This is a genomic window from Rheinheimera sp. EpRS3, from assembly GCF_001513785.1.
Taxonomy (GTDB): domain Bacteria; phylum Pseudomonadota; class Gammaproteobacteria; order Enterobacterales; family Alteromonadaceae; genus Alishewanella.
On sequence record NZ_LNQS01000008.1, the window covers coordinates 1 to 25,064 of the forward strand.

Below are 25,064 nucleotides of genomic sequence, written 5' to 3' on the forward strand. Positions count from 1 at the left end.
GATGATTCTTAATTCAAAAACACATCGTCACACCAGACTTGTTTACTCATTTCACTGCGTTAAACACCACCGTGAAGCGAGGGCGCCATTTTAGTGATTTAAGCCGATCTGTCAAGCGTCTTTTTGAAAGATTTTTGCGAACCGGTTTAACTCACCTGAAGCACCCAAACTGCAGCACCCGTGGCATGGCGCGCATTATAGGGCGTTTTGAAATACCTGCAAGCGGTTATTTGAGAAAACTTGTACTTTTAAGATCGTTCGCCGATTTATTGCACAATAACGCTATAAAAGCAGACAAAATACGCTATTTTTCACCTGGTCTGATTACTACCGCAGCCTTAAGTCGGTTTTTACCGTAACTAAAAGCTTTGATAAACACGCTATGCTCTACCGGAATATATTGCCGCTCAGCGGTCGACAGCCAGGGGATATCTTCAGTATCGGGATCATTAATATAGACAAAGTGTTCATCCACTGCACATACCACCACCCAATGTGGCGCTTTGCTTTTATCAAACTGCCAGGTGCTGATAAGCACCAGCAACAAAGCCCCATCCTGCAGTAACTGTTTTATCTTACCGATACCGGGTTCTGAGCGGTGTAGCACTATGCCACTTTGTTCTACTTTTTGCCGGAATGAATCATGCACGCGCTGCAAAATCGCTTTCTTTACCTCACTACGCACAGTGTCAGTAAATAACGGGCCCTCTTTATTTAAGAAAATCTCAACCGCAAACCCCCGACTATATGCAGCTAACGCTAAGCCTCGCGGGCCACAACCACCATGACCTGAGGTCATAAAAATAGTCGTGGCCTCGCGCCAGATATCAATTTCCAACGCCGCAGGGTCAAACTTGCCCGGTTGAAAATAATTAAACACCATTAATAAGCAAGCCGGCCCACAGGTAAAAGGTGTGGTTTGCACTATATAAGGTACTTGCCGATTTAGCGATCCGCCATTGAATTGAATAATCTGTTTTTGCATACAGATAGCATCAGAGTGATCTTCGTAAAAGTCATGCTTAACAGCGAACTCATGGTAATTAAGTTTCTGGTATAGGCGAATAGCAGCCGTGTTATCGTAACGCACCTCTAAACGCAGTAACACACAACGACTGGCTGCCGCCGTTTGCTCAGCTTGCAACATCAGAAACTCTGCTATGCCCTGCTTACGACAGGCAGGGTCAACCGCCAGAGAATACAAACGTGCCAGGCTGGTGCCTCTGCGGTAAATAAGTAAAAAGTACCCTACTACCTGCTCAGCCCGCTCCACCAACAGCAGGTCGCTGCGCTTTTCCGCAATAAAGCGTTTAAAGCTGCGCAAGCTGATGCGGTCAGCAGTAAAACACTTATTCTCTAATGCTACCAAGGTAGCCACATCAGACAAGCAGGCATTTCTGATGGATAACAAAGCTGTATCTGCGGGTAACGCCATAACTACACTCATTATTGCCTTTATCTGGTTTTTAACTAAGTTTAGGATAACACCAGCTAAACAAATGAAAAGCCAACAAGAAATTTAACTGTTGTAGTGCAGATTTCTTCGCTGTCTTTTGTTGTCACACCACGACATGCTTTAGCAAAATTACAGGAGTGGCAATGGCCAAACTTATTATCGTAGTCGACAAAGCTCAGGATTGGGCACCTTTTCATCAGTATGATGGTGTAATGACGTTACCGGCCTATTTGAAATGGTCGGTCAAAAATAAACAACGTACCCGGGTGATTAACTTATGCCGCCAAGCGCAATACCTGGGGAGCGGCTATTACTGTTCATTGCTGGCAGAAGCGCGCGGCCATCACGTGGTGCCTTCTGTGCGGGCGTTTAACAAATTTAACCGCCATGAAATAGCCGATATTGCCGAAGAAATTCCGGGCACTATTCTGACGCAGCTAAACAAAGCCTTAGTTGATGAAACAAGCACGCAGCTTATTTTTAATATTTACTTTGGTGAAACTGAGCATAAAGCACTGAAAAAAGTGGCTGGCTACCTGTTTGATGCCTTTTCGGTACCTATACTGCGTGTCGAGTTGCAAAAGAAAGCCACTTGGCAGGTGAAAACACTGAAAATCGGCAGTGTGCATAAACTGAACGAGCAAGAGCAAAGCTTATTTGGTAATACATTGGAGCGATATAGTCATAAAATCTGGCGGGTAGAGCCGACTAACCGTAAATATAAGTATGACCTGGCCGTATTAGTCGATCCGAAAGAGAAGTTTCCGCCCTGCACGCCTAAATCACTGGAGCTGTTTAGCAAAGCCGCCAAAAAAGCCGCGATGGATACCGAACAAATCAGCTCACGAGATATTCACCGGCTGGCAGAATTTGATGGTTTGTTTATTCGTGAAACGACCGGTGTGAACCATCATACTTTTCATATGGCATTAAAAGCTGAACGCGAGGGCCTGGCGGTAATTGACGACCCTAACTCGATATTGCGCTGTGGCAACAAAGTGTATCTGCAAACCTTATTTGAGCAGCATAAAGTACCGATGCCTGATGGCATTATGCTGTTTAAGCAGGATGAGGATAACTTAGAGCGCGCCGCCGACACCTTAGGCTTACCCTTAGTGCTGAAGATCCCCGATGGCAGCTTTTCCCGTGGGGTGGTAAAAGTAAAAACCCTGACCGAGTTGCGCTCACAACTTAGTGCGCTGTTTGAGCAAAGCGCGATTATTCTGGCGCAGCGTTATACCTTTACAGAATACGACTGGCGTATTGGTGTGCTGAACGGCATGGCTATTTTTGCCTGTAAGTATTTTATGGCACGTAACCACTGGCAAATTTATAAACATGGTAAAGCAAAGACAGAAAGCGGTGGCTTTAGCACCTGTGCTATTGCTGAAGTGCCCGCGCATGTGCTGGATGCCGCTATCCGCGCCTGCGCACCTATCGGCGATAGTTTATATGGCGTGGATGTAAAACAAGACGGTGACAAAGTTTATGTTATAGAAGTAAACGACAACCCTAATATCGATGACGGTGTAGAGGATTTATTTCTCGGCAATAAGCTGTACGACATGCTGGTGGATGACTTTATCCGCCGCATCGAACTAAAACGGTAAAAACAAAAAAACCGGCCTGGGCCGGTTGATTTGGTGCAGATGGAGAGACTCGAACTCTCACGCCTTGTGGGCACAAACACCTGAAGCTTGCGTGTCTACCAATTCCACCACATCTGCGTTATGTTTTGCGCTCAGCGCTTAACATGGCGTGCAGTATAGCGACTTTATAAAAGCAGTCAACTGTGAAAATGCACATTTTGTATCGTTTTATATCGTTCGGGCAAATACTAAGCAAGATGCTTAGTATTTAGCCTTTTTCAGCAAACCAATCTCTTCTAAACGCTGCATTAAGTAGTCGTTAGAGTTAATTGGCTCTGGGTAACGATTGGGTCTTTCAGCGCTGATACAGCTATCCAAAGTTTTTATGACGTAATCCGGGTTCGGGTGCATAAAAAACGGAATAGAATAACGCGGCTGACCGGCAGCAATACCTGCCGGGTTAACCACCCTGTGCGTGGTAGACGGCAGTACATGATTGGTGAGCCGTTGCAACATATCACCGATATTCACTACTATAGTGCCTTCAATGGTAGTAACCGGCAGCCAGCTGCCATCACGACGCAAAATTTCCAACCCGGCTTCATTCGAACCCACCAACAAAGTGATAAGGTTAATATCTTCATGCTGGCCGGCGCGGATAGACTGAGTGCTGGTATCTTTAATCGGCGGATAATGGATAGGCCGCAAAATAGAGTTACCGTAATTTACTTTATCGGCAAAGTAACTTTGCTGTTGGCCTAAAAACAAAGCCAGCGCTTCCAATACAGTATTACCAAGCTTTTCCAACTCGCTATACAGCGCGTAAGTGGCTTGCTTAAAACCCTCAACCTCAGTTGGCCACACATTAGGGTATAAGCTGGGATGCGGTGCAGGACCATCCAGCTCACGACCAACATGCCAGAACTCTTTTAAATCCGGGTGATTAGAGTCTTTAGCTTTTTCGACGCCAACCGCAGTATAACCGCGCGCACCACCCTGCCCCGGCTTATGGTATTTCGCTTTCACCTCATTGGGTAAAGTAAAAAACTGCTTAATTGCTGTGTAAGTATTTGCTACCACTTCGTCCGGAATACCATGGCCGCTAATGCCGCAGAATCCAAACTCAGTGTAGGCCTTGCCAATTTCGGCAACAAAGTTATCTTTGTCGGTGGCAAACCGTCTTATATCTAACGTTGGAACTTGCTGTGTCATATAAAAGACCTGTTTTTTAGCCTAAGGAAAAAAAGAGCCCTGCAATAGTAGCGCTCATTAAGTTAGCCAATGTTGCTGCAAGCAAGGCTTTTAAACCCAGCTCAGCAATATCGGCACGGCGACTTGGAGCCATACCACCCAAACCACCTAATAAAATAGCAATTGAAGAAAAGTTAGCAAAACCACACAGAGCAATAGTTACTATCACCTGAGTATGAGCGCTTAACTGATCTTTCACTTGCACAAAGTCGAGGTATGCGACAAATTCATTAATTACCAGTTTCTGGCCAATAAAACTGCCGGCCATCCGGGCTTCATCCCAGGATACGCCAAGAATAAAGGCTAACGGTTGAAACACATAACCAAATATCACCTGTAGTGTTAAACCTTCAACGCCAAACCAACTGGCGATACCGCCAATAGCGCCATTAACTAATGCAATCAAACCAACAAACGCCAGCAGCATAGCACCAACATTTAATGCCAATTGCATACCGCTGGAGGCGCCGGCAGCAGCAGCATCAATTAAGTTGGTATGCTGAGTATCTGCCTGTATCTCGTTCAACTCATTCTTGGGTTGTTCGGTTTCCGGCAAAATGAGTTTTGCCATTAAAAAGCCACCCGGTGCGGCCATAAAACTAGCAGCAATCAGGTATTTAAGTTCAATGCCCAAACCGGCATAACCGGCCAGTACAGAGCCAGCCACCGAAGCTAAGCCACCTACCATTACAGCAAAAAGTTCAGAGCGAGTCATAGTAGGGATAAAAGGCCGCACTATTAGCGGCGCTTCGGTTTGACCAACAAAAATATTAGCCGCCGCCGACATAGACTCCGGTCGGCTGGTACCAAGCAGCTTTTGCAAACCACCACCAATAATACGGATAATCCAGGTCATAACACCAATGTGGTACAGCACTGCAATTAATGATGAGAAAAAGATAATAATCGTCAGCACATGCACTGCGAAAATAAAACCTTGTGATTTACGACCTATATCGCCAAACAGAAACTCAATGCCAGAGGTAGCATAGCTGATAACATTGGCGACAAAAGCTGAAATGCTGTACAGCACATCCTGGCCAAAAGGCACGTACAGCACAAAGGCGCCTATTGCCAACTGAATAGCAAAAGCGCCTCCCACCGTGCGCCAGTTAATACGGTTACGATTGGCAGAAGCCGCATACGCTACCAGTAACAGGGCAACAATGCCCACTAATCCCATCATACTTTATTCCCTGATTATTATTATTCAGCCAGCAACTGGCGAATTTTTGCTTTTATTATATCGATAGCAATCTGGTTTTTACCGCCGCGGGTCACTACCAGATCGGCATGCTGTTTGGAAGGCGCGATAAACTCAAAAAAAGCTGGCCGCACGGAGTTTTCGTATTGCTCAGTTACCGAACTTAAACTGCGGCCTCTGTCCTCTAAATCACGTTTTATACGCCTTAACAGGCAGACATCCAGCGGCGTATCCATAAATACGGTAATATCAAACTGTTCTCTTAACTGCTCATCAGTCAGCAGCAAAATCCCTTCAACCAGAATCACTTTTGCAGGCTGCACCGTTATAGTTTCTTCAGTGCGAGTGTGTATTTTATAGCTATATTGCGGCATTTGTATGGCTTTACCGGCACGCAACGCACGCAAATGCGCAGCAAGCAGTTCATGCTCAAACGCGGCAGGGTGATCGTAGTTAGTTAGAGTGCGTTGTTCAAACGACAAATGGCTCTGATCGCGATAGTAGGCATCTTCCGACAAAATAGCGATACGCTCACCGCCCAGTTCAGCTACCAGTTCCTGGTATACCGTTGAAGCAAAAAGGCTTTTACCTGATGCAGAAGCACCGGCAATTGCGATAATAGTATTTTTTCCCACTGACACGTTCACTTTTGCAGAAATTAGCTGCTGATTATCGCTAATTACGCCTGAATTAGAAATAAAAAAATGCCCGCTTTACGCGGGCACTTTATTTATCTATCTATATTTTACTTATCAGAACTTGTATTCAATACCTAAAGTCATGCGCCACAGTGACGGCGTAGTAACACGGCCTTGCGGGGCACGATTAGTAAATTCATTAAATACATACTGCCCTTGGTCATTAATTGTTGCATCAACAACTGACGCTGATTGTGGGAATGTAGCTTCATATAATACACCCCAATCATCATTTAACAGGTTAGTTAAATTGTCGATAACAAAGAATGCTTTAGCTTTATGACCTTCCATAAAGCCCGGCAGTTCCTGACTTACGCGTAAATCAACCTTAGTCCACCAGTCACTGGCGAAACCGTTACGTTCAGCAATACGACCTGAGTACTTGCTTAAACCACTTTCATTGACGAAAGCGAAAAACGCGTCTGTATCAAACGGAGTAACCACACCAGTATCTTCGTCAGTTACACTGCCAGCAACAAAATTAGGATCGTCAACACCAGTTGGTACATATAGTAACTGACGGCCAGTTGCGTAATCACCAGCCAGGCCATCTTCAAAAGTATAGCTGTAAGGACGGCCTTTGTTATGTGAACCTAACAAACTGATTGTAGTGGTATAACCATCGAAAAAATCAACGTTATAACTAGCGCGGAACGTAAAACGATGAGGGATCTCATAGTTTGACGTTGCTGATTCCGGGTCATTGAAATCACTGCGAGCAAAGTTAGTGAAGTTCGAATAGGCTACAGAGCTGGTCATCGGGTTAGCATCTTCTGAATCTGTGTAGGCATATGCCAGTGACAAATCCAGGCCATAATCAAAGTTTTTGCTAACTGAGGTGCTAAAAGTAAACTTCTTCGCATCTTCACTAGCATTCGTCAGCAAAAAGTCTTCCCTTCTACTTCCTTCTTTAGAGGCATAGATTGGACGACCATCAAACATGGTATCAACCTGCTCCATAGCAATATCACGCACGATAGACTGATTTTGCGCAACTGAATACAGAATATCAGCCATTACCACGGTGCCTTCATCGAAAGTATAAGTACCACCGATGGCGTACTTCCATTCCTTAGGCAACTTAAAGTTTGGATCAACAGCATTCACTGCACTGTCACCATTTGCGTTGGTAACAGCATCATATATATTTTGCGGAACGTTAAACAATGGACGGCCTTCACCGCTCAGTGCACGATCAAATAAACTTCCGCCGGTGCGGTCAGTTATTTGTACCGCTGTAACACCATCGTTCTGATAGCCATTGGCTAACCATACGTTCGGGTTACCACCAGAGTATAAACCGACACCGCCACGTAATTCGATATTATCAGTAAGGTTCCAGTTAATACCAACGCGAGGCTGCAATAGACTTTCACCGTCAAAAGTTGTGTTGTTAGCAAAACCATAGCGATCTACAAAGTTTTCGTTTACACGCGGCTCATCGCTACTGCTGTACCAGTCATAACGTAAACCGTAAGTAATGGTCATATCCATATCGTAAATATAGTACTCGTCTTGAGCATATAAAGTATGGGTGGCATAACCAAAATTGGCGGCGGCATCTGCTGGATTGTGAGTGCCTGCGCCATTACCGTAATAAATAGTGTTTGCAATTCCGTCTTCAAAAGCGTCGATGGAACTAAAACGATATTCACCAATACTGTGCTGCACAAACATGTTAAACACGTTGTACTCTTCAAATTCGTAGCCAGCGTATATAACATGATCACCAAGTGTATAAGTACCCGCCAGTTTCAGGAAAGTAGTGTCATAACTTAGCTTATTTGACTGACGAGAGTCATCAACACCCATAAAAACTGTTGCACGGGCGCCATTGTTAACGGTAATTTGCACTTCGCCTAAGCCGCCTGGTCCGATATTTTGCTGAGTGTTGTCCAGTTCAGAATAGCCGGCACGAACTTCTGTAGAGAAATTATCATTCCAGTCTGAGAATAGTTGAAACACATATGACTCAAAAACGGAAGTACGGTCATAATAGTGGTCAGAGAATTCATAATTGAACGAGGCGCTGTCAGACTCCCGTACTGCACCACCATCGTTGTAGTTGTACGTAAAAGCGGCACGGTGTGCATCATTGATGTACCAGTCTAACTTCACCAACAGCTTTTCATCTTCAACCGGAGACGAACCAATCGGCCCCCCTACCTCATAACCATATACATCACGTGCAATTTGCGCGATACGGTCAATATCAGCCTGATTCAGACCAGCTACCGGAGTACCTGCATTACTGTCTTGGGCACCACGTGAGAATGTATCTGCACCCTCATATTTTTCATAAGCCGCAAACCAGAACAGCTTATCTTTTACTATAGCTCCGCCAGCATTCAGACCGTAACGTTTTTCGCTAAAACTATCAAGTGTCAGCTGAGTACCTTCAAGTTTATCGCCTTGTAGCGAATCATTGGTGTAGTCATAAAAGAAAGAACCTTCTAATTCATTCGAACCAGACTTAGTTACAGCGTTAATGTTACAAGCAGTAAAACGGCCATATTTCACATCAAACGGCGCAAACTCAACAGCTACCTGCTGAATTGCATCGTAAGAAAATGGCATACGCTCTGTTGGGTAACCATTGTCGTTCAAACCAAAGTTGTCATTCATCCGCACGCCATCAACTGTCAGGCTGTTAAAACGCGGACTCGCACCGTTACACTGAATACCACGGGCGTAGCCAGCGTCTATATAAATACGGGGATCAGCGGCAACTACATCAGACAAATCACGATTAATAGCTGGGAGTGTTTGTAAATCTGTCAGGCTGAAATTAGCCACCGGACTCTTGCTACCATATGCAGAATTGGTAAGGGCGGCACCAGTTACTGCTATACGCTCTACGTCTGACTCCTGAACTACAACGTTCAGGTTTTGTGTCTCACCCAAATTAAGGAAAACATTGTCGATAGTTTCTGTGCGTCCCTCTGGACCTCTCACAATAACAAGGTAAGGGCCGCCTACCTGCAAACCACGTGCAGAAAAAGTACCAGTATCATTGGTAGTTAAGGTACGGCTGGTACCATTTCTTTTATCAGTCAATGTTACTGTTGCGTTTGGAACTGTCGAGCCTGCCTCTGTTGTAACGACACCGCGCAATGCTGACGAGGTTTCCTGCGCAAAAGCGATATTGCTAACGCCAAGAGCGAGCGTTACCGCAAGAGCTATACTTTTAATTTTCATATTTTCTCACCTGGTAGTTGTAGGTATTTATCTAAATCCATTTGAATACAGATGCTGCTTTCAATTTGGGAGACAATGGTAACTAAACCATATTACACTTTTCTTACGCCAATCCGATTTATGGGAACTTTTCGCTCCTCTCATTGTCATAGGCGGTTGCCATATAAGTGTAACATAGCTGGTCTGAGTTGCGCACTATGCTGGCAGAAATTGGCTAAAAAACCGACTTACTCAGTGTTTTCATCCATTTACTGGTTTTTATTACTCTGGCACTTTATGCTATTCGCCTGTCTGAATTACCAATCTGTTGCCGATGAAAAAAACTTTATCTTCTGTCTGCTTTAGCACCTTAATCAGCCTTGGAGCGTCTTTAAATATGCACGCCACCGAAGTTACCTTTGCTACTTTTAATGTCAGCATGGAAGCCCAGAATTATTTACCCAGAGGCCAAACCGGCAGCCCTGCTGTGCTGGCAGAATTACTGCAAACCGATAACCAGCCGCAAATTCGTAATATTGCTAATATTATCCAGTTGGTGCGCCCTGATGTGCTATTGCTGAATGAATTTGACTACATCGCCGATAGTAATAAAGGTATAAAAGCTTTTGTCAAAAACTACCTGAACAAACCTCAAGGCACTGCTGAGGCCATTAACTACCCCTACTTCTACTACAACACAGTAAATACCGGCCAACCCAGCCCTTATGATCTGGACAACGATGGCAAAGCAACCGGTATCGGTGCCGATGCCTGGGGTTTTGGTTTTTACCCTGGCCAGTACGGCATGGTGCTGCTGTCTAAATACCCGATAGATACCGCCAAGGTCCGCACTTTTCAGCAGTTTAAATGGAAAGATATGCCTGGCTTTATGCCAACCCAAAAAGCCGATGGCAGCCCCTGGTATAGTAAAGAGGCCTGGGCCGAGTTTCCGCTTTCATCTAAAAGCCACTGGGATATCCCGCTTAATATTAATGGCAAAACAGTGCATATATTAGCCAGCCACCCGACGCCACCGGTATTTGACGGCGACGAAAACCGCAACGGTATTCGTAACCATGATGAAATACGTTTATGGGCTGATTATTTAACGCCAGAAAAAGCAGCTTATATTTACGATGACAACGGCCACAAAGGCGGATTAGCAGAAAACGCCAGCTTTGTGCTGCTGGGCGATCAAAATGCATCAGCTGATAATGAAGGCAATGCCTTAAATAGTGGTATTAATACATTATATAACCACCCGCGGGTTAACAGCAGCATGCCACCAGCAAGCAACGGCGGCGCTGAGCATACATCTGATAACGCCAAAGCGGCCTATCATACAGCGGAGTGGCGGATGCGGGCTGATTACGTGCTACCGTCAAAAGCAGGTTTTGTGATTAAAGACAGCGGAATATTCTGGCCGGTAAAGGCCGATCCACTTTACCCACTAGTTGGTTCACGCGGAGCCAGCTCGGATCACCGCCTGGTGTGGGTTAAACTTGAACTCAGTGCTGAATAGGCAGCACTGAGTTTGTCAGTTGGCTATCAGAATTTTAATACCAGGTTTTGCACATGTACTGTTACTTCTTCACGGTCATGGTACAAGTGCTTAACCTGCAACCGGAATTTAATATCTGCATCTGCAAGTCGCTGCTCAAGCTGGGCTAATATATCCGTTACGGTTTCATAGCGCTTTTTCATCGGCAGTTTTAAATTAAACATGGCTTCCTGACACCAGCCATTAATTAACCAATCTCCCATCCGTTCAGCCACACGCTGCGGCTGCTCAATCATGTCGCAGACAACCCAGTACACATTTTTTTTCTGCGGTTCAAACTTAAAACCATCAACCATTAAATGCTTAACCTGACCGGTCTCCATCAGCGATTCTGCCATAGGGCCATTATCGATAGCGGTTACCATCATACTGCGTTTCACCAACTGATAGGTCCAGCCGCCGGGGCTGGCACCAAGATCTACTGCATTTAAACCGCCAGACAAGCGTTTATCCCACTCCTGTTTAGGAATAAATTGGATGAAAGCTTCTTCCAGTTTTAAAGTACTGCGGCTTGGCGCCTCGTTGGGGAACTTCAGCCGCATAATGCCATTTTCCAGCGGGCTGTTGTTTTCAGGGTACGACAAGCCAACATAGCCTTGCTGGCCAGTTAATAAAAACAGGTGCAATACAGGTGCGCGCTTTTGCTCTTTCGCCAGCATAACCCCGGATTGGCGCAATGCCTGACGCAGCGGCACAGTCAGTTTGCGTGCCAACGTCGACAGGGTTTTACCATCGTTAGTTTCCGGATACTCTACTCTTAACTCGCCGCAACCACTTAGCTCAGCGGCCAATACTGCCTCAATTACCGGCGCGATACGATCGGCCGGCGGCAGCTCCAGCAGTTCCGCCTGTAACAGGCTCCATTGACGGATAAAAATAAACTGCTCAAACGGAAAGTCGCGGTAAAACTGCGCCAGGCTGTCGGCGTCATAAGCTTCAAATATCACAAAGGCGCTGTTGGCACTGAGCTTACAAAAACCGAACACATCGTACTGGCCGGCCTTGTCTTGAATTTCAGCCGCGCATTCTTTTTCAAAACCGGCGCGACAGTACAGTAATAGTTGTTTCATGTTAACTCCGCCGCCAGGCACTGATGGCAAGCAACAGCCAGGCAGCTATAAAGAGCTGGCCACCGATGGGCGCCAACTGTGAATAATAAAGCGGCCAGGCAAAAACGCCAGCCAGTAAAGTCCAGACAAAACACCACAGCCCCAAATGCCAGATAACAGCCACTAACCTCGTAAGTTTAGCCTCGCTGTGCTGCCGGCCCAGCGCCAGTAGCGCCAGGCTATGAAACGCCAGCATGGCCAGAGCACTGATTACCCGCGCTACTGCTTCAGTACTTAATTGCCCCTGCCACATATGCATTAGTACTGCACTTAAGCCCACTACAGCAGCGCCATACAGGGCTGCTATGCTGTTACTGCTTTGCCAAAAGTATTTCATCAATGTTCCTGCTGCAAAATTGCGCGGCGTCACTAATCAGTTGTCGCTGTATCAGGCCGCTTTTTACTCTGGGTTTAAAATCATGATCGCCATCTGCCAGCCAGTGTATTGTTACTTTGGGCCATTGCATGGCGGCCAGTTCGGCTTTGGTGCCAAAAGCATCCCGCTCGCCCTGGGCAATAAATAACGGACAAGCCAGCTGTGCAAAATGCTCAGTACGCCAGCTTTGCTTTTTCGGCGGGTGAAACGGATAACCAAAAGCAAAGATACCTTGCACCTTGTCATGCCCGCTCAGCAAACTGGCCACACGCCCTCCCATCGATTTACCGCCTATAAATAATGGTAAATCCGTCGGACAATTATCAGCATGCTGGCTAAATTGCTGCATTAATAACGGCATTTTATCCGGTAAGCTGCGTTTGCCAGTGTCAATAAAGCGCTGCATATAAGCAAAGTTAAAGCGCCAAACTTCTATATTAAATGCCGCCAGTTGCTGTGACAGCTGCTGCATAAAGTCGCTGCTGGCACCAGCGCCTGCGCCATGAGCTAACAGCAAGCGGGCTTTGGCCGTTACGGCTTTATTAATTAACACGTCAGTCAAGGGCAACCGCATTGGTAAACTGTTGTTCTGCAAAAGCGGCTTGCTCAGCTTCTACCATCGATACCATCCACTGGCGAAACGCAGTAATTTTACCCAGCTCAGTCTGGCTTTCCCGGCAAACTAAATAATAAGCATCTTTAGAAATAAGCACATGATTAAACGGCACTATTAAGCGGCCTGAGTTTATATCTGGCCGCGCCAGCACGTTGTGCGCCAGTGCCACCCCCTGGCCATGAATGGCTGCCTGCAACACCATCGAAGAGTGGCTGAAAATAGGCCCCTGATTAACATTAAAATGCTTAAAACCCTGCGTAGTAAACCAGGCTTTCCAGGCACGGCGCGAGCCGTCATGCAGTAAATTGTGATATTGCAAATCAGTGGGCTCTGACAATGGCTTAGTGCTGTTTAATAACAGTGGTGAGCACACCGGCAGTAAATATTCAGTATGCAGTTTATCTGCATGCAAATTGCGCCAGGTGCCACGACCATAATAAATCGCCACGTCAACATCGTCTGTCAGCGAACCTTCGTCTAAATCTACGGCTTTAATGCGTACATCTATATCCGGGTGCTGTTCACTAAACTGGTTTAACCTTGGCACCAACCACTGAATAGCAAAACTCGGCTGCAGGCTTACAGTTAAAGAGCCTTTGGCACCGCGCGCCAGCAGTTTTTCGGTAGATTCATGCAGCTGCAAAAATATTTCTTTAATATCCAGAAAATAGCTTTGGCCTTCTTCTGTCAGCAGCAAAGAGCGGTTTTTTCGCATAAACAGCTTAAGGCCAAGATGATCTTCCAGCGCTTTAATCTGATGGCTGATAGCGGCCTGGGTAACGTACATTTCTTCTGCCGCCTTGGTAAAACTTAAGTGCCTGGCAGCAGTTTCAAAGGCTTTTAATGCATTAAGCGGGGGCAGACGACGCGCCATGATATCTCTTAGATTATTAAATCTGATGATTAAAATTTCTAATCCGAATTATAACGCCGTCGTCGCCACGACGCCAGCAACAAGCTAAGCTAAGTTTACTTTTCTACCGGCTTGTAGCCCTCAATTTCAACCTCTTCGCCTTTAAACAGAAAAGCTTCCATTTGCGCTTCTAAAAACTGCCGATGTTCCGGGTTCATCATATTCAGTTTTTTTTCATTAATCAGCATAATCTGTTTGGCTTGCCACAGCGCAAAAGCTTCTTTGCTGATGCTGTTAAAAATCTTTTTACCCAGCTCGCCGGGATACAGCTGAAAATCCAGCCCGGGTGCTTCTTTGTTTAAATACTCACAAAATACTGTACGGCTCATAGTGGTTTGTCCTTTTTGTCCGGATTTGCAGCTAATAACTGCTGAAACAGTTGTTTTGCCGGTGCCGACAAGCCAACCTGCGGAATGGCATTTATTGTAAACCAAGTCGGTGCAGATTGCTCCTGCACCGCAGCAGGGGCATGTTTTAGTTTTACCCGCTTTGGCTGGATCCATAAATGAAAATGGCTGAAAGTATGGCGAAAGCCTGCCAGCTCTTCGCTGCTTTCAACGTCGAGCGCATTTAATGCAATGTATTGCTCACGCTCTGCTGCAGAGGCAAACTCAATAAAACCAAACAAGCCGCCCCAAAGGCCGGATGCCGGGCGCTGCGACAACAGCACTTTATCGCCGTGCTGTAACAACAACCAGAAGCTCTGTTTTTCCGGCAGGGCTTTTTTGGCTTTTTTACCAGGGTACAATGCCTGCTCACCAGCCAGTGCAGCTTTGCACTTTAATTTAAGCGGGCATTCAACACAGCGCGGCTTACTGCGGCTGCATAAAGTAGCGCCAAGATCCATCATTGCCTGATTAAACGCCGCTACCGTGTCTTTCGGGGTTAGCTGTTCTGCCAGCTGCCATAACTGCTGCTCTACCTTTTTATCACCGGGCCAGCCGGATATAGCGGCAAAGCGGGCCAGCACACGCTTACAGTTACCATCCAAAATAGGATAGTGCTGCCCCAACGCTAAAGATAACACCGCCCCTGCTGTTGAGCGGCCCACGCCCGGCAGCGCCAGCACCTGGTCAAATTCTGTCGGAAAGTCACCACCATGCTGCGTTGCAACTATCTGCGCTGTTTTATGCAGATTACGCGCTCTGGCGTAATAGCCCAGTCCGGTCCATAAATGCAGCACCTCATCAAGTGGCGCCTGCGCCAGAGCATTAATATCGGCAAAGCGCGCGGTAAAACGCTGAAAATAAGGAATTACTGTGGCAACCTGGGTTTGCTGCAACATAACTTCGCTAAGCCAGGTTTTATACGGGCTTTTATTAAGCTGCCACGGCAGTGTTTTGCGCCCGTGCAGCTGATACCAGCTAACCAGCTGATTTGAAAACCAAACTGCATCCTGTTGCGCTAACATAACAGCCCCTGCTTTGAAGATTGCGCGCAGTATAAGCAGCTCTGTTTACCTTGCCAACCATAATCGCGGTTGAGCAAAGCCGCTAATATAAGGATAATACGCGCCGTTAACGATTATGCGGAGCAACAGATGACAGACAGTACCGGCCAGCAGCAAGACGAACAGGCTGAAAACACCACCTATATGCGCAGAATCCGCTCCTTTGTTTTGCGTGAAGGCCGGCTGACCAAAGGCCAGCAACATGCGCTGGACACCTACTGGACCGACTACGGTTTAACCTATCAGAGCCAGCCGCTGCAATTGACAGAGGTATTTGGCCGCGATAATGCCAAAGTGCTGGAAATAGGCTTTGGTATGGGTAAATCGCTGGTGCAGATGGCAAAAGAGGCACCGGAAAAAGATTTTATCGGCATTGAAGTGCACCGCCCCGGCGTTGGCGCCTGTCTATCTGAGGCCGTGGCGCAACAGGTTAACAACCTGAAAGTATTTGAACACGATGCGGTAGAAGTGCTGGAACACAGCATTGCTGATAACAGCCTGGATACGGTGCAGCTGTTTTTCCCTGATCCCTGGCATAAAAAGCGCCACCATAAGCGCCGTATAGTGCAAAATGATTTTGTGCAACTGCTACGGCGTAAGTTAAAACCAGGCGGCGTGTTTCATATGGCTACCGACTGGGAAAACTATGCGCAGCACATGCTCGAAGTTATGCTGGCAGCAGAAGGTTTTACTAATTTATCTGCCGACAATACTTATGTTGAGCGGCCAGAGCACCGGCCGCTGACCAAATTCGAACAACGTGGCCAGCGGTTAGGCCATGGTGTTTGGGATCTGATGTTTAAAAAGGAAAGCTAAATGCTAGCAACAGCCAGTCAACTGGTCTTACGTAACATCAATGATCTTAATGGCAAGGTATTAGTGGTAGAGCCAATGGCTGACAGCCTGGCAACTGAGTTGCGCCACCTGTCGCCAGAGCTGGAACTAAGCTGCTACAGCACTGATGCTGCAGCGGCAACCTGCTGGAATCATGACTATGTAACGCTGTATACCGATGTCAGCCCGCAATTTACCGGCACTTTTGACACTGTGGTGCTATTTTACCCTAAAAGTAAAGAACAGCTTGCCTTTACGCTGGGCCAGCTGAAAAACGTTATCAGCACTAATACCGAAATTTTTGTGTACGGTGACAATAAAGGTGGCATTAAAAGCCTGGCCAGTCATGCCCAAAAGCTGGGGCTCGGTGCCAATAAGCTGGACAATGCCAAACACTGTTTGTGGTTTTCATTATTTGGTGATTTCAGCCGCTTAGCCAATGTATCAGCCAGTAGCTTTACCATTAACGCAGCGGGTGAAACCCTTACACTGCATTCGCTACCCGGCGTATTTAACCACGGTAAGCTGGATATCGGCACTGCATTGTTACTGGATAACCTGCCAGATGTAAGCCAGGGCAAAGTGCTGGATTTTGCCTGTGGTTGTGGGGTAATTGGTGCGATGTTAAAGCGCAAACATCCGGCAATTGAGTTGTTTAGCTCCGACATCAGCAGTTTAGCAGTAAAGGCTACCGAGCTGACACTGGCAGCAAATAAGCTCAGCGGCACAGTAATAGCCGCCGACGGTTTGCCGGAAATCCCCAAGCAGTTTGATTGCATTGTCAGTAACCCGCCATTTCACACGGGTATTAAAACCGACTACAGTATTGTGGACACCTTTATTCGCCAGAGCTCAGCCAGGCTTAGCGCCAATGGCAGCCTGACAATAGTGGCTAACAGCCATCTGGCGTATATGGAATTGCTGCAACAGGCATTTAAAAAGGTTACGCTAAAAGCCAAAGCCAACGGCTTTGCGGTATACCGGGCCACTAATCAAAGTTAAAGGAATTACCATGCCCAAACTGGCTGCTGCGTTAATACTGTTCTGGTTAACACCGGTGATAGCAGCAGACAGTTTGCCATGCATCCAGAACCCGGACCGGGTAAAAGCCTGCCCTAACCTATTGTACCGTGTTGCGCAGTTGCCGCAGATGAGCACACCAGCCGTTATCTGTATCTGCGCTACTGATTTCGCGCATCTGTTACAAACGCCCGCAGATGAAGCTGAAAAAGTGCAACAGAATATGAGCCGGCGCCAGATGGAAGTAATACACGGCGAAAAACTGCAAGCAGTGCTGGATATATTGCAGCGCAGCGTTAACTAAGCAGACAGAAGCTAATCCGGTAGCAGCACTAAACGCTCACTAAAAGCACCCAGGCTTTCTTCATGCTGTGGCATTAACACCGGCACCAGAAATAATTCGCCCTGCTGTACCCAGTAAATCGCATTTTGCTGAAATTTTTGCGCCAACTGCAGTGCAATGCTTTTGTCACATAACACTATCCAGCTTTTTTCCTGAAAACTTAAGTCAGGTGCACTGCCGATAACAGAGCGAGAGGGTAACCGCTGCAAATTTAAATAAGCTTGTAACTCTTTGTCGCGGCGTAAATTAAGATAAGGATGTTCAGTATTCCCGGCGGGGTTTTGAGCGCTGATAATAGCGAAATCAACATCACACTTCAGTGCCTGATGACACAGAAAAATACTCGTTTTATAACTTTCCCACAGGCTCATAACCAGACCTAAAAGTAACAAGTGCTTCTACTATAAACTGCTTTACTAAATTTACCAGCGCGGTTTGCTAAATTCCGTTAATGTGCATAACATCAATGCAGACATTGCTCTGCAAGCGAACGATAAATTGGTCGAGATAACTGAATGATTGCAATAGATAAAACCACTTCAATTAAAAATGCATTGATTTGGGTAATTATGCTGATTTGCAGTCTTACGCTGTGTCTGGCCATGATTGTCTCTGCCACACAGGATGTTAAATTACAGCGTAAAAAGCTGGTATCGCAGCTCGAAGGTTATATCAGCATTATTGCATTTAACGCCAGCAGCAGCATTTTACAGGACAACGCTGACATAGAGGAAAACCGCTTAAGCTCATTTGCCGCGGTTAATATTTTGCACAATGTGCATATTTATAAAAAGCAGCCTGACAGCGATGCGCTGAGTTTTTTTGCCAGCTACAACCGGCGCGATATCGGCCCTTACCCGGTGCAATTTGACCGCATACAACAATTCGTTAAACCGGTTATCAGCAGTAATTATATAGAGTTAACCAAACCGATTAGTTACGACGGAAACCTGCTGGGCTATGTTTATGTTCGGGCCAGCCAGGAAGAACTCAGCTCTTACATTCAAACGCGGATCCTGCTTGATATTCTAATAGCCCTGGTTGCGCTAATCAGTGCCTTTTTTATCAGTTCGCGTTTGCAGCGCCGTTTTACCGCCCCGATAGAAACCTTACTTAGCGTGGTGCAAAAGGTAGCCAAAGAGAAAAACTATCAAATCCGTGCGCCTGTAGCCCCTATCAAAGAATACAATATGCTCAGCCGCGCCTTTAACACCATGCTGGACAGAATTGAACAGCAAATTAGTAAGTTACAACAGGCCGAGCAGGAAAACCGCCAGCTAACCCTTAGCTTGGAGCAAAAAATAGGCCAGCGCACTGAGGCATTAAAAACGTCAAATCAGGAACTGCTAAATACACTGGCAACACTGCACCAGTATCAAAACCAGATTGTTGAAACCGAAAAAATGGCCAGTCTCGGCCAGATGGTGGCAGGCGTTGCCCATGAAGTAAACACGCCTATTGGCCTGGGTGTAACAGCATCAACCCTGATGCAGGACAAGCTGACCGATATCCAAAAAGCTTTTGAAGAAAAAAAGCTCACGTCATCGCAACTGGCAAAATTTTTATCAGAAAGCAAAGAGAACCTGGGCATTATTTACCGCAATATGGAGCGTGCTGCCAGCCTGATTTCCAGCTTTAAACGGGTTGCAGTCGATCAGTCCAACGAGAACCGCCGCCAGTTCAATATGCTGCAACTTATTAATGAAGTATTGCTGTCACTGCGGCCAAACCTGAAAAAAACACAGCATCAGGTGATAGTAGATTGCCCGGCAGAACTGGAACTGGACAGCAAACCCGGCCCGATTAATCAAATTTTGATCAATCTGATCATGAACAGCCTGATCCATGCTTTCGAGCACATAGAGCAAGGCGAAATGCATATTAGCGTTAAAATTAAAGATAACCGCTGCTTTTTGGAATATAGCGACAATGGTGCCGGTGTACCGGAATCGATTAAAAAACGCATTTTCGATCCCTTTGTCACCACTAAACGTGGTGAAGGTGGCAGTGGCCTTGGCCTGCATTTGGTTTATAACCTGGTTACTCAGGCCCTTAACGGCAAAATTCAGCTGGAAAGCACCCTGGGTACCGGTATTCAAATCCAAATAGACTTCCCTGTTATCGTAAAAAACACCCGCTCAGTGGCGAAATAAACTGCAATAACCGATGCTACTTTGGTCGAATGGAACATTAGCTGCGACTAATTGTTAACAAAAGAACTTGTTAACAATTGGACAGATGGTTATAATTGCGTATTATTTGACAAATCGACGTCATCTATAAAACGCTTAAGCATTATAAATTTCACAAAATTCACATAAGGTTTAACTCCAATGCAAACACCTGTGATTCTCATAGTTGAAGACGAAGAAGTAACCCGTTTAAATCTGGTTAGCCTGTTTCAGGGAGAGGGCTATGATGTTATCGAGGCGGTAAACGGCGAGGAGATGAACCAGAAGCTTACTGAAAATCAGGTAAATCTGGTCGTCATGGATATTAACCTGCCAGGTAAAAATGGCCTGATCCTGGCCCGCGAGCTGCGTCAGCGCGAAAATATTGGTTTAATTTTCCTGACTGGCCGTGACAGCGAAGTTGACCGTATTCTGGGCCTGGAAATTGGTGCAGACGATTACCTGACCAAACCGTTTAACCCGCGTGAGCTGACTATCCGTGCCCGTAACCTGTTAAGCCGCACTGTGGCTCAGCCTGTGGTTGAAGAGCATAAAAGCATCGTTAAATTTAATGGCTGGACGCTGGACGAAAACAGCCGCAACCTGACTTCACCAAAAGGCGTTGCCCGCCGTTTACCTAAAGGTGAATACCGTGCCTTACGTTTAATGCTGGATACTCCGGGTAAAATCTTCACCCGCGAGCAGTTAATCCGCCATATGACTGGCCGTGATTTACGTCCGAACGACCGTACTGTAGATGTAACAATCCGCCGTATTCGTAAGCATTTTGAATCTGATATTGAAAGCCCAGAGTTAATCAGCACCATCCATGGTGAAGGCTACCGCTTCGTTGGCAAGCTGGAAAAGTAAGCCGTTAAGCGTTTTCAATATACTCAGACAGAGCAGCCAGGTGCTGCTCTGTTTTTAAGTGAAAGTCTACTAGTTGCCGCTCTAGCCCCTGCCAGTTAATTTGTTCCTGCTCCATCCGTTTAGCTTGCTGTTGCACCCATAACAAACCAACAGATGCGGCGGCGCCTTTTAACTTATGTGCAGCTTCCTGAAAATCCTTCTCTTGCCGTTGCACTGCGGTTTCCATCAGTTTATTCATGTAGCCGGGTAACAGCTGGGCAAACAGCTGGGCACTGCGCTTCATGGCGTCTTTACCCAACGATTGAATATAATCATTCAGGGTGGCGACATCCAGAATCTGCTGTTCATTACTCACACTGGCCGGTTTTACCTGTTGCAACCGCACGGCGCTGGGCGAAAATAACCGCGCCAGCATTAAATCCAGCTTAGTGGTGTTGATAGGCTTGGCCAGGGCGCCGTCCACGTGCACACCGTCCAGTTGCTGTTCGGCTTTACGCACATTGGCACTTAACACCACTATCGGCAATGCTGATAAATGTTCTTCATCGCGGATATAGCGGGCTATTTGCTCGCCGCCCATATCCGGTAACTGCATATCCAGCAACACCAGATCAATATCATCTTCGGTTTCAAGTAAGGCGATGGCATCTTCACCGGTTTCAGCATGAATAACACTATGGCCACGTTGCTCCAGCAGCCCTATGGCAATTTCGGCATTAAGTGGTACATCTTCTATTAGCAGTATGGTCAGCTCAGGGCAGCTTATTGCCTGCTGCTGTTCCTGCTGCAGTAATTCTGTTGGCAATAACACCGCAAAGCTACTGCCCTTACCCACTTCACTGCTAACACTGATATTGCCCTGCATGGCTTCAACCAGCGCCCGCGACACAGATAAGCCTATACCAGAGCCGATAATACTTAAGCGCCGGCCATCATTAGATTTGTAGTACATATCAAAGATGCGATCCTGCTCCTGGGCAGCGATGCCAATACCGGTATCTTCGATAGTAAAATACAGCTGGTTATCCACTGCATCAAGCTTGCAGTGAAGGCTGACAGAGCCAGAAGCGGTAAATTTCACCGCATTATTAAGCAAATTCCACAGCACCTGGCGCAGCCGGGTTGGATCGAGCCGTAAATATACATCCAGCTCGCCTTCACAGCTTAACTTAAATTGCAGACCTTTTTGCTGGCACAGCAACTCGGCAAAATTGGCGATGTCGTTAATAAACTGACGTAACGATACGCTATGGTAAACAATGTCGAGATCCTGCCGGTCAATTTTGTCCAGATCGATAATATCGTTAAAAATATTACCCAGTGTTTCAGCGCTGCTGAAAATGGTATTGGCCCAACCATGTTGCTGCTTGCTGAGTTTGCTCTCCAGTAAACGCCGGCTTAAACCCACAATACCGTTTAGTGGCGTTCTGAGCTCATGGCTTAACGTAGCAATAAACTTACCCTTATCCAGATAAGCTTTTTCCAGCGCCTGCTCGGCCAGTTTGCGCGAAGTAATGTCCCGGCCAAAACCCAGCAAACCGATATAACGGCCATAGCGGTCATAAAATGGCACTTTACGCATTTCAAACCACAGCACCTGGCCGTCGTCTTTGACAAATTCTACATCTAATGTCAGCTCAGAAGGCTGCAGTATATTGGTTTCATGCTCGGTAAGAATAGCGGCCTGAGCGCTGTCATCAGTGTAAATTTCTGCCGGGTAATGCCCTATCAGCTCACGGGCAGACTTACCCATGATGGCTTCAAACATTTTATTACAGCTGGCAAAACGGCCGGTTTCGTCGCGGTAGTAAAATAAATCGGGCGAGCTATCAACGATAGAGCGGATCAGCAAGCTTTGCTCTTCCAGTTCAATCTGCGCCTTTTTGCGCTCGGCAATTTCTTTTCGCAGTTCATCTATTGCCCGGCGCTTGGCCTGAAAGGCTTTTTTACGCTCTTCAATCTCAAAATTCAGTTGGCGGATATTGTCTTGCATACCTTCATTGAGTAAACGCTCCTGATGAGCAGAATCAATCAGATACGACAAAGCCGCATCCAAATGCAGTACCAGATAAAAAACAAAGCTGATAAACACCGGCCCCAGCGCTAAGGTAAATAACAGTGCGCCATTTAGCAGGGTAAAATCTATTTGATTATGCAATACCAGCTCGAGGCCAATGCTGAATAACGCAGCAAAGACAAGCAGTAACAGCTGGCAAAACAAGGCCAGCTGAAACTTACCCCATTTACGGATCCAGGCAGCAAAGATCCTGACGTGTGGATGAACCGGACCTTGCATCAGGCTGTTACCTCATATGATGTGTTACTGCACAGGTTGAACATCAACCCTGAAATTGCGATACGAACAGTACTGCACCTCTTTATCCTGTAACTGGTAAACACCCTGGCGGGCGTACGACGAATGATCTTTATACAGCCTTATTTGCTGGCCCTGGCCAACCTTTACCGCTTTACCATCTGCCTGGCGGCTTTGAGTTAAACAAAGCAGATGTGCTAACTGCTTATAGTTGTCACGTTCAAACAACTCGCCAGAGGTCAGCATTGGCGCCTGCATACTATTCGGTGCAAACTTCCAGGCGGCAAACCGGGTGCGCAAAACGCCGTCTTTTATCTCCAAAGCATCGCCGCGGGTCAGGTAATGTGTGTTAACTTGCTTAATTACTGTTGCACTACCCTCGCCTGCATTTTGCATACCTTGCGTATCAACGACATAAACTCCAGCCGCCCCTAACACAGACATTTTCACTTCTGGCTCGCTGTCTGTATTGCTAAAACCAACCAGCATTGCCGTAGCTTCATCAATGCCAAAGCCAAAACGGGTTTGGGTATCGTTCAGTAAACGAATTAAACGCCCCTGGCGGCCACGTTCAGAAAAATGTGTATCCAGTACCCCCCATGAAAACAAGCCAAGGCCGCCAGTTGAGGTAAAAGTAAGATGATTTTCTGCCAGGCCATTACTACAGCTTTGATCTTTGTCGCAGCCAGGCTGTGGTGCGGGCAAATCAAAAGCGCCAAAGCGCATAGCATTATAGCTGTCGCCATTGCTAATCATCGGCGTTATACGGCCCTGATATGAGCCTCCTGACATCACAGCAGTACCGGCACTGGTGCCGGCAACAATAATCTGGCCCGCATTTAGCATTGATTGTATTTGCTTTAGTTCAGCCGATACACTGCCATCTTCCAGCTTGAAGGCTTGCAATGTCAGGCTTTGATCACCGCCATTAATAAAAATCGCGTCTGCCCGGCGGATCTGCTCAACGGCAGCTGCTGTGCCTTGCTGGCAAAACTCCTGCAGCTGTTGCATCAAATCGGGGTATATCCGCTCCCGCTGATAAGTACCATGATACGCTGCCAGATATTGCGGTAATTGTGCACATGACGGTTTATTATCCACCCGGTTTTGTTGCGCAGCCTGATAAGCGGCGTTAATGGGTAACCAACTGACGTCAGCTCCTGCCTCTGCAAATAAATTAGTGTAAAAATCGACCGCAGCAAACGGATCGCGGCTGGATGCGGTAACCACTAATAAACGGGGCTTTCGCGCAGGCCCTGCTACCTGCTGAGCTAACTCAACGATTTTCCGATACAGCTCTATTGAAAATGCATCGCTGGTTTGTGCCAGACTGGCATATTCTTTTTGTCTTTGCGGTGTGCGCCGCCGAGTAGTGTTATCTTGCGCTGTAGCCATTACCTGCAGTTGGTCAAGTACAAAGTTGCGCTCGCGATCACTCAGTTGGCTATAGTTTTCTCTTCCTGATACCCAGATGCCGTCAATTTCTATTTCTGCCGAGCGCCACAAACTTAGCAGTTCACGCTCAGATACTTGTTCGTTGTTTATTCTGCTGCGGACAAACTCCAGCAATGCCAGCGTCTGTTGTTGTTCTATTGCGCGCTCCGGGTTCCAAAAACTGTCACCGGCAATATTGTTTAGGTGTGCTGTCGATACGCTAAATACATCCGCCGACTTCGCTGCAGCAGAAAAGACATCTGGCGCCGAGCAACCACGGGTATTTACAGAGCTACAACTTTGCAAGCCACCGCCAACTAACACCAAAGAGTAATCGGGAAATTCTTTACTGGCCCCCGTATTTGCAGCAGAAACAGAGCAAGCCAACAGGCTGGCAGTAATATAAAAGCTCAGTGATCTCATTATTCTCTTTCTTATTTTAAGCGCAGAAGTATGTAACTACCACGACCACAGATAGACAGCAAAAAATTCGTACCGCATAGATTATCCTGTATTGACTTCTTTGCCAATTAGCAGTAATTCTATTGCTGTTGTTTAACTGATCACACATCATTTTGGTAGCGATATGTTAAAGAAAGCCTTCGCGCTTAGCTTATATCACTACTCGTCTTACTACCTGTCGGAGTGGTTTAACGAGTAGACACACGTCAGACACTA

At 46.5% G+C, this 25,064-nt stretch carries 21 protein-coding genes and 1 tRNA gene; 7 read left to right on the top strand and 15 right to left on the bottom strand.

Going from position 1 to position 25,064, the window contains the following annotated elements; translation table 11 throughout:
• Positions 1-304 precede the first annotated feature (304 nt).
• Positions 305-1,435 (bottom strand): peptidase C39 family protein, encoded by a 1,131-nt coding sequence (locus tag AR688_RS08660; RefSeq protein ID WP_068234045.1) that lies wholly within the window; start codon positions 1,433-1,435, stop codon positions 305-307.
• Between the two features lie 164 nt (positions 1,436-1,599).
• Between AR688_RS08660 and AR688_RS08665 the strand changes: the two genes are divergently transcribed.
• Positions 1,600-3,066, top strand: coding sequence for a RimK family protein (locus AR688_RS08665; protein WP_068232121.1), 1,467 nt, complete (start codon positions 1,600-1,602; stop codon positions 3,064-3,066).
• 31 nt (positions 3,067-3,097) lie between these two features.
• Here the strand turns inward: AR688_RS08665 and AR688_RS08670 are convergent.
• From AR688_RS08670 to AR688_RS08690, 5 genes are all read right to left on the bottom strand, one after another.
• Positions 3,098-3,183: transfer RNA gene (locus AR688_RS08670), tRNA-Leu, on the bottom strand.
• 123 nt (positions 3,184-3,306) lie between these two features.
• Complete coding sequence (locus tag AR688_RS08675; RefSeq protein ID WP_068232125.1) at positions 3,307-4,257, bottom strand: isopenicillin N synthase family dioxygenase; 951 nt, start codon at positions 4,255-4,257, stop codon at positions 3,307-3,309.
• A 16-nt stretch (positions 4,258-4,273) separates the two neighbouring features.
• Positions 4,274-5,482, bottom strand: a complete 1,209-nt coding sequence (locus tag AR688_RS08680) for a NupC/NupG family nucleoside CNT transporter (protein WP_068232128.1) — start codon at positions 5,480-5,482, stop codon at positions 4,274-4,276.
• 20 nt (positions 5,483-5,502) lie between these two features.
• Positions 5,503-6,135: a uridine kinase gene (gene udk / locus AR688_RS08685; protein WP_068232131.1), complete on the bottom strand. Its 633-nt coding sequence runs from the start codon at positions 6,133-6,135 to the stop codon at positions 5,503-5,505.
• Positions 6,136-6,252: 117 nt separating this feature from the next.
• Positions 6,253-9,396: a TonB-dependent receptor gene (locus AR688_RS08690; protein ID WP_068232132.1), complete on the bottom strand. Its 3,144-nt coding sequence runs from the start codon at positions 9,394-9,396 to the stop codon at positions 6,253-6,255.
• Positions 9,397-9,709: 313 nt separating this feature from the next.
• On the opposite strand from AR688_RS08690, the gene AR688_RS08695 reads away from it, so the two are divergent.
• The gene (locus AR688_RS08695) at positions 9,710-10,897 is read left to right on the top strand and encodes an endonuclease/exonuclease/phosphatase family protein (protein ID WP_068232136.1); all 1,188 of its coding nucleotides are present in this window, start codon (positions 9,710-9,712) and stop codon (positions 10,895-10,897) included.
• A gap of 26 nt (positions 10,898-10,923) precedes the next feature.
• Here AR688_RS08695 and rlmM read toward each other — a convergent pair whose 3' ends face one another.
• The 6 genes from rlmM to mutY all read right to left on the bottom strand — a co-directional run bounded on the left by rlmM (position 10,924) and on the right by mutY (position 15,361).
• Positions 10,924-12,006: a 23S rRNA (cytidine(2498)-2'-O)-methyltransferase RlmM gene (rlmM, locus tag AR688_RS08700; RefSeq protein ID WP_068232138.1), complete on the bottom strand. Its 1,083-nt coding sequence runs from the start codon at positions 12,004-12,006 to the stop codon at positions 10,924-10,926.
• Position 12,007: 1 nt separating this feature from the next.
• Entirely contained in the window at positions 12,008-12,382 is a 375-nt protein-coding gene (locus AR688_RS08705) for a DUF423 domain-containing protein (protein ID WP_068232141.1), read from the bottom strand.
• Positions 12,357-12,974 carry an alpha/beta family hydrolase gene (locus tag AR688_RS08710; protein WP_231732049.1) on the bottom strand — a complete coding sequence of 206 codons (618 nt, stop codon included), beginning with the start codon at positions 12,972-12,974 and terminating at the stop codon, positions 12,357-12,359. Before AR688_RS08710 ends, AR688_RS08705 begins: the two co-directional genes overlap by 26 nt.
• Position 12,975: 1 nt before the next feature.
• On the bottom strand, positions 12,976-13,911 hold the full coding sequence (locus AR688_RS08715) for a transcriptional regulator GcvA (protein ID WP_068232145.1): 936 nt from the start codon (positions 13,909-13,911) through the stop codon (positions 12,976-12,978).
• A gap of 95 nt (positions 13,912-14,006) precedes the next feature.
• Positions 14,007-14,279, bottom strand: coding sequence for an oxidative damage protection protein (locus AR688_RS08720; RefSeq protein ID WP_068232148.1), 273 nt, complete (start codon positions 14,277-14,279; stop codon positions 14,007-14,009).
• Positions 14,276-15,361, bottom strand: coding sequence for an A/G-specific adenine glycosylase (gene mutY, locus AR688_RS08725; protein ID WP_068232150.1), 1,086 nt, complete (start codon positions 15,359-15,361; stop codon positions 14,276-14,278). The genes AR688_RS08720 and mutY overlap by 4 nt, the downstream gene beginning before the upstream one ends.
• Positions 15,362-15,490: 129 nt before the next feature.
• Between mutY and trmB the strand changes: the two genes are divergently transcribed.
• Genes trmB through AR688_RS08740 form a run of 3 tightly spaced genes read left to right on the top strand, consistent with a single transcriptional unit; the run spans position 15,491 to position 17,558 of the window.
• Positions 15,491-16,216: a tRNA (guanosine(46)-N7)-methyltransferase TrmB gene (trmB, locus tag AR688_RS08730; protein WP_068232153.1), complete on the top strand. Its 726-nt coding sequence runs from the start codon at positions 15,491-15,493 to the stop codon at positions 16,214-16,216.
• Positions 16,217-17,236, top strand: a complete 1,020-nt coding sequence (locus AR688_RS08735) for a methyltransferase (RefSeq protein WP_068232156.1) — start codon at positions 16,217-16,219, stop codon at positions 17,234-17,236.
• 10 nt (positions 17,237-17,246) lie between these two features.
• Positions 17,247-17,558, top strand: coding sequence for a hypothetical protein (locus tag AR688_RS08740; protein WP_068232159.1), 312 nt, complete (start codon positions 17,247-17,249; stop codon positions 17,556-17,558).
• Between the two features lie 11 nt (positions 17,559-17,569).
• Here the strand turns inward: AR688_RS08740 and AR688_RS08745 are convergent, their stop codons facing one another.
• On the bottom strand, positions 17,570-17,968 hold the full coding sequence (locus AR688_RS08745) for a DUF3293 domain-containing protein (protein ID WP_068232163.1): 399 nt from the start codon (positions 17,966-17,968) through the stop codon (positions 17,570-17,572).
• Between the two features lie 144 nt (positions 17,969-18,112).
• Between AR688_RS08745 and AR688_RS08750 the strand changes: the two genes are divergently transcribed.
• Complete coding sequence (locus AR688_RS08750) at positions 18,113-19,750, top strand: ATP-binding protein (RefSeq protein ID WP_082694726.1); 1,638 nt, start codon at positions 18,113-18,115, stop codon at positions 19,748-19,750.
• A 180-nt stretch (positions 19,751-19,930) separates the two neighbouring features.
• Complete coding sequence (arcA, locus tag AR688_RS08755) at positions 19,931-20,638, top strand: two-component system response regulator ArcA (protein WP_068232166.1); 708 nt, start codon at positions 19,931-19,933, stop codon at positions 20,636-20,638.
• Positions 20,639-20,642: 4 nt separating this feature from the next.
• Here arcA and AR688_RS08760 read toward each other — a convergent pair whose 3' ends face one another.
• Together AR688_RS08760 and AR688_RS08765 are read right to left on the bottom strand one after the other, a co-directional pair.
• A complete protein-coding gene (locus tag AR688_RS08760) occupies positions 20,643-22,934 on the bottom strand; it encodes an ATP-binding protein (protein ID WP_068232168.1) in 2,292 nt (763 codons plus the stop codon).
• A gap of 24 nt (positions 22,935-22,958) precedes the next feature.
• Positions 22,959-24,809 (bottom strand): cyanophycinase, encoded by a 1,851-nt coding sequence (locus AR688_RS08765; protein ID WP_231732022.1) that lies wholly within the window; start codon positions 24,807-24,809, stop codon positions 22,959-22,961.
• Positions 24,810-25,064: the final 255 nt, after the last annotated feature.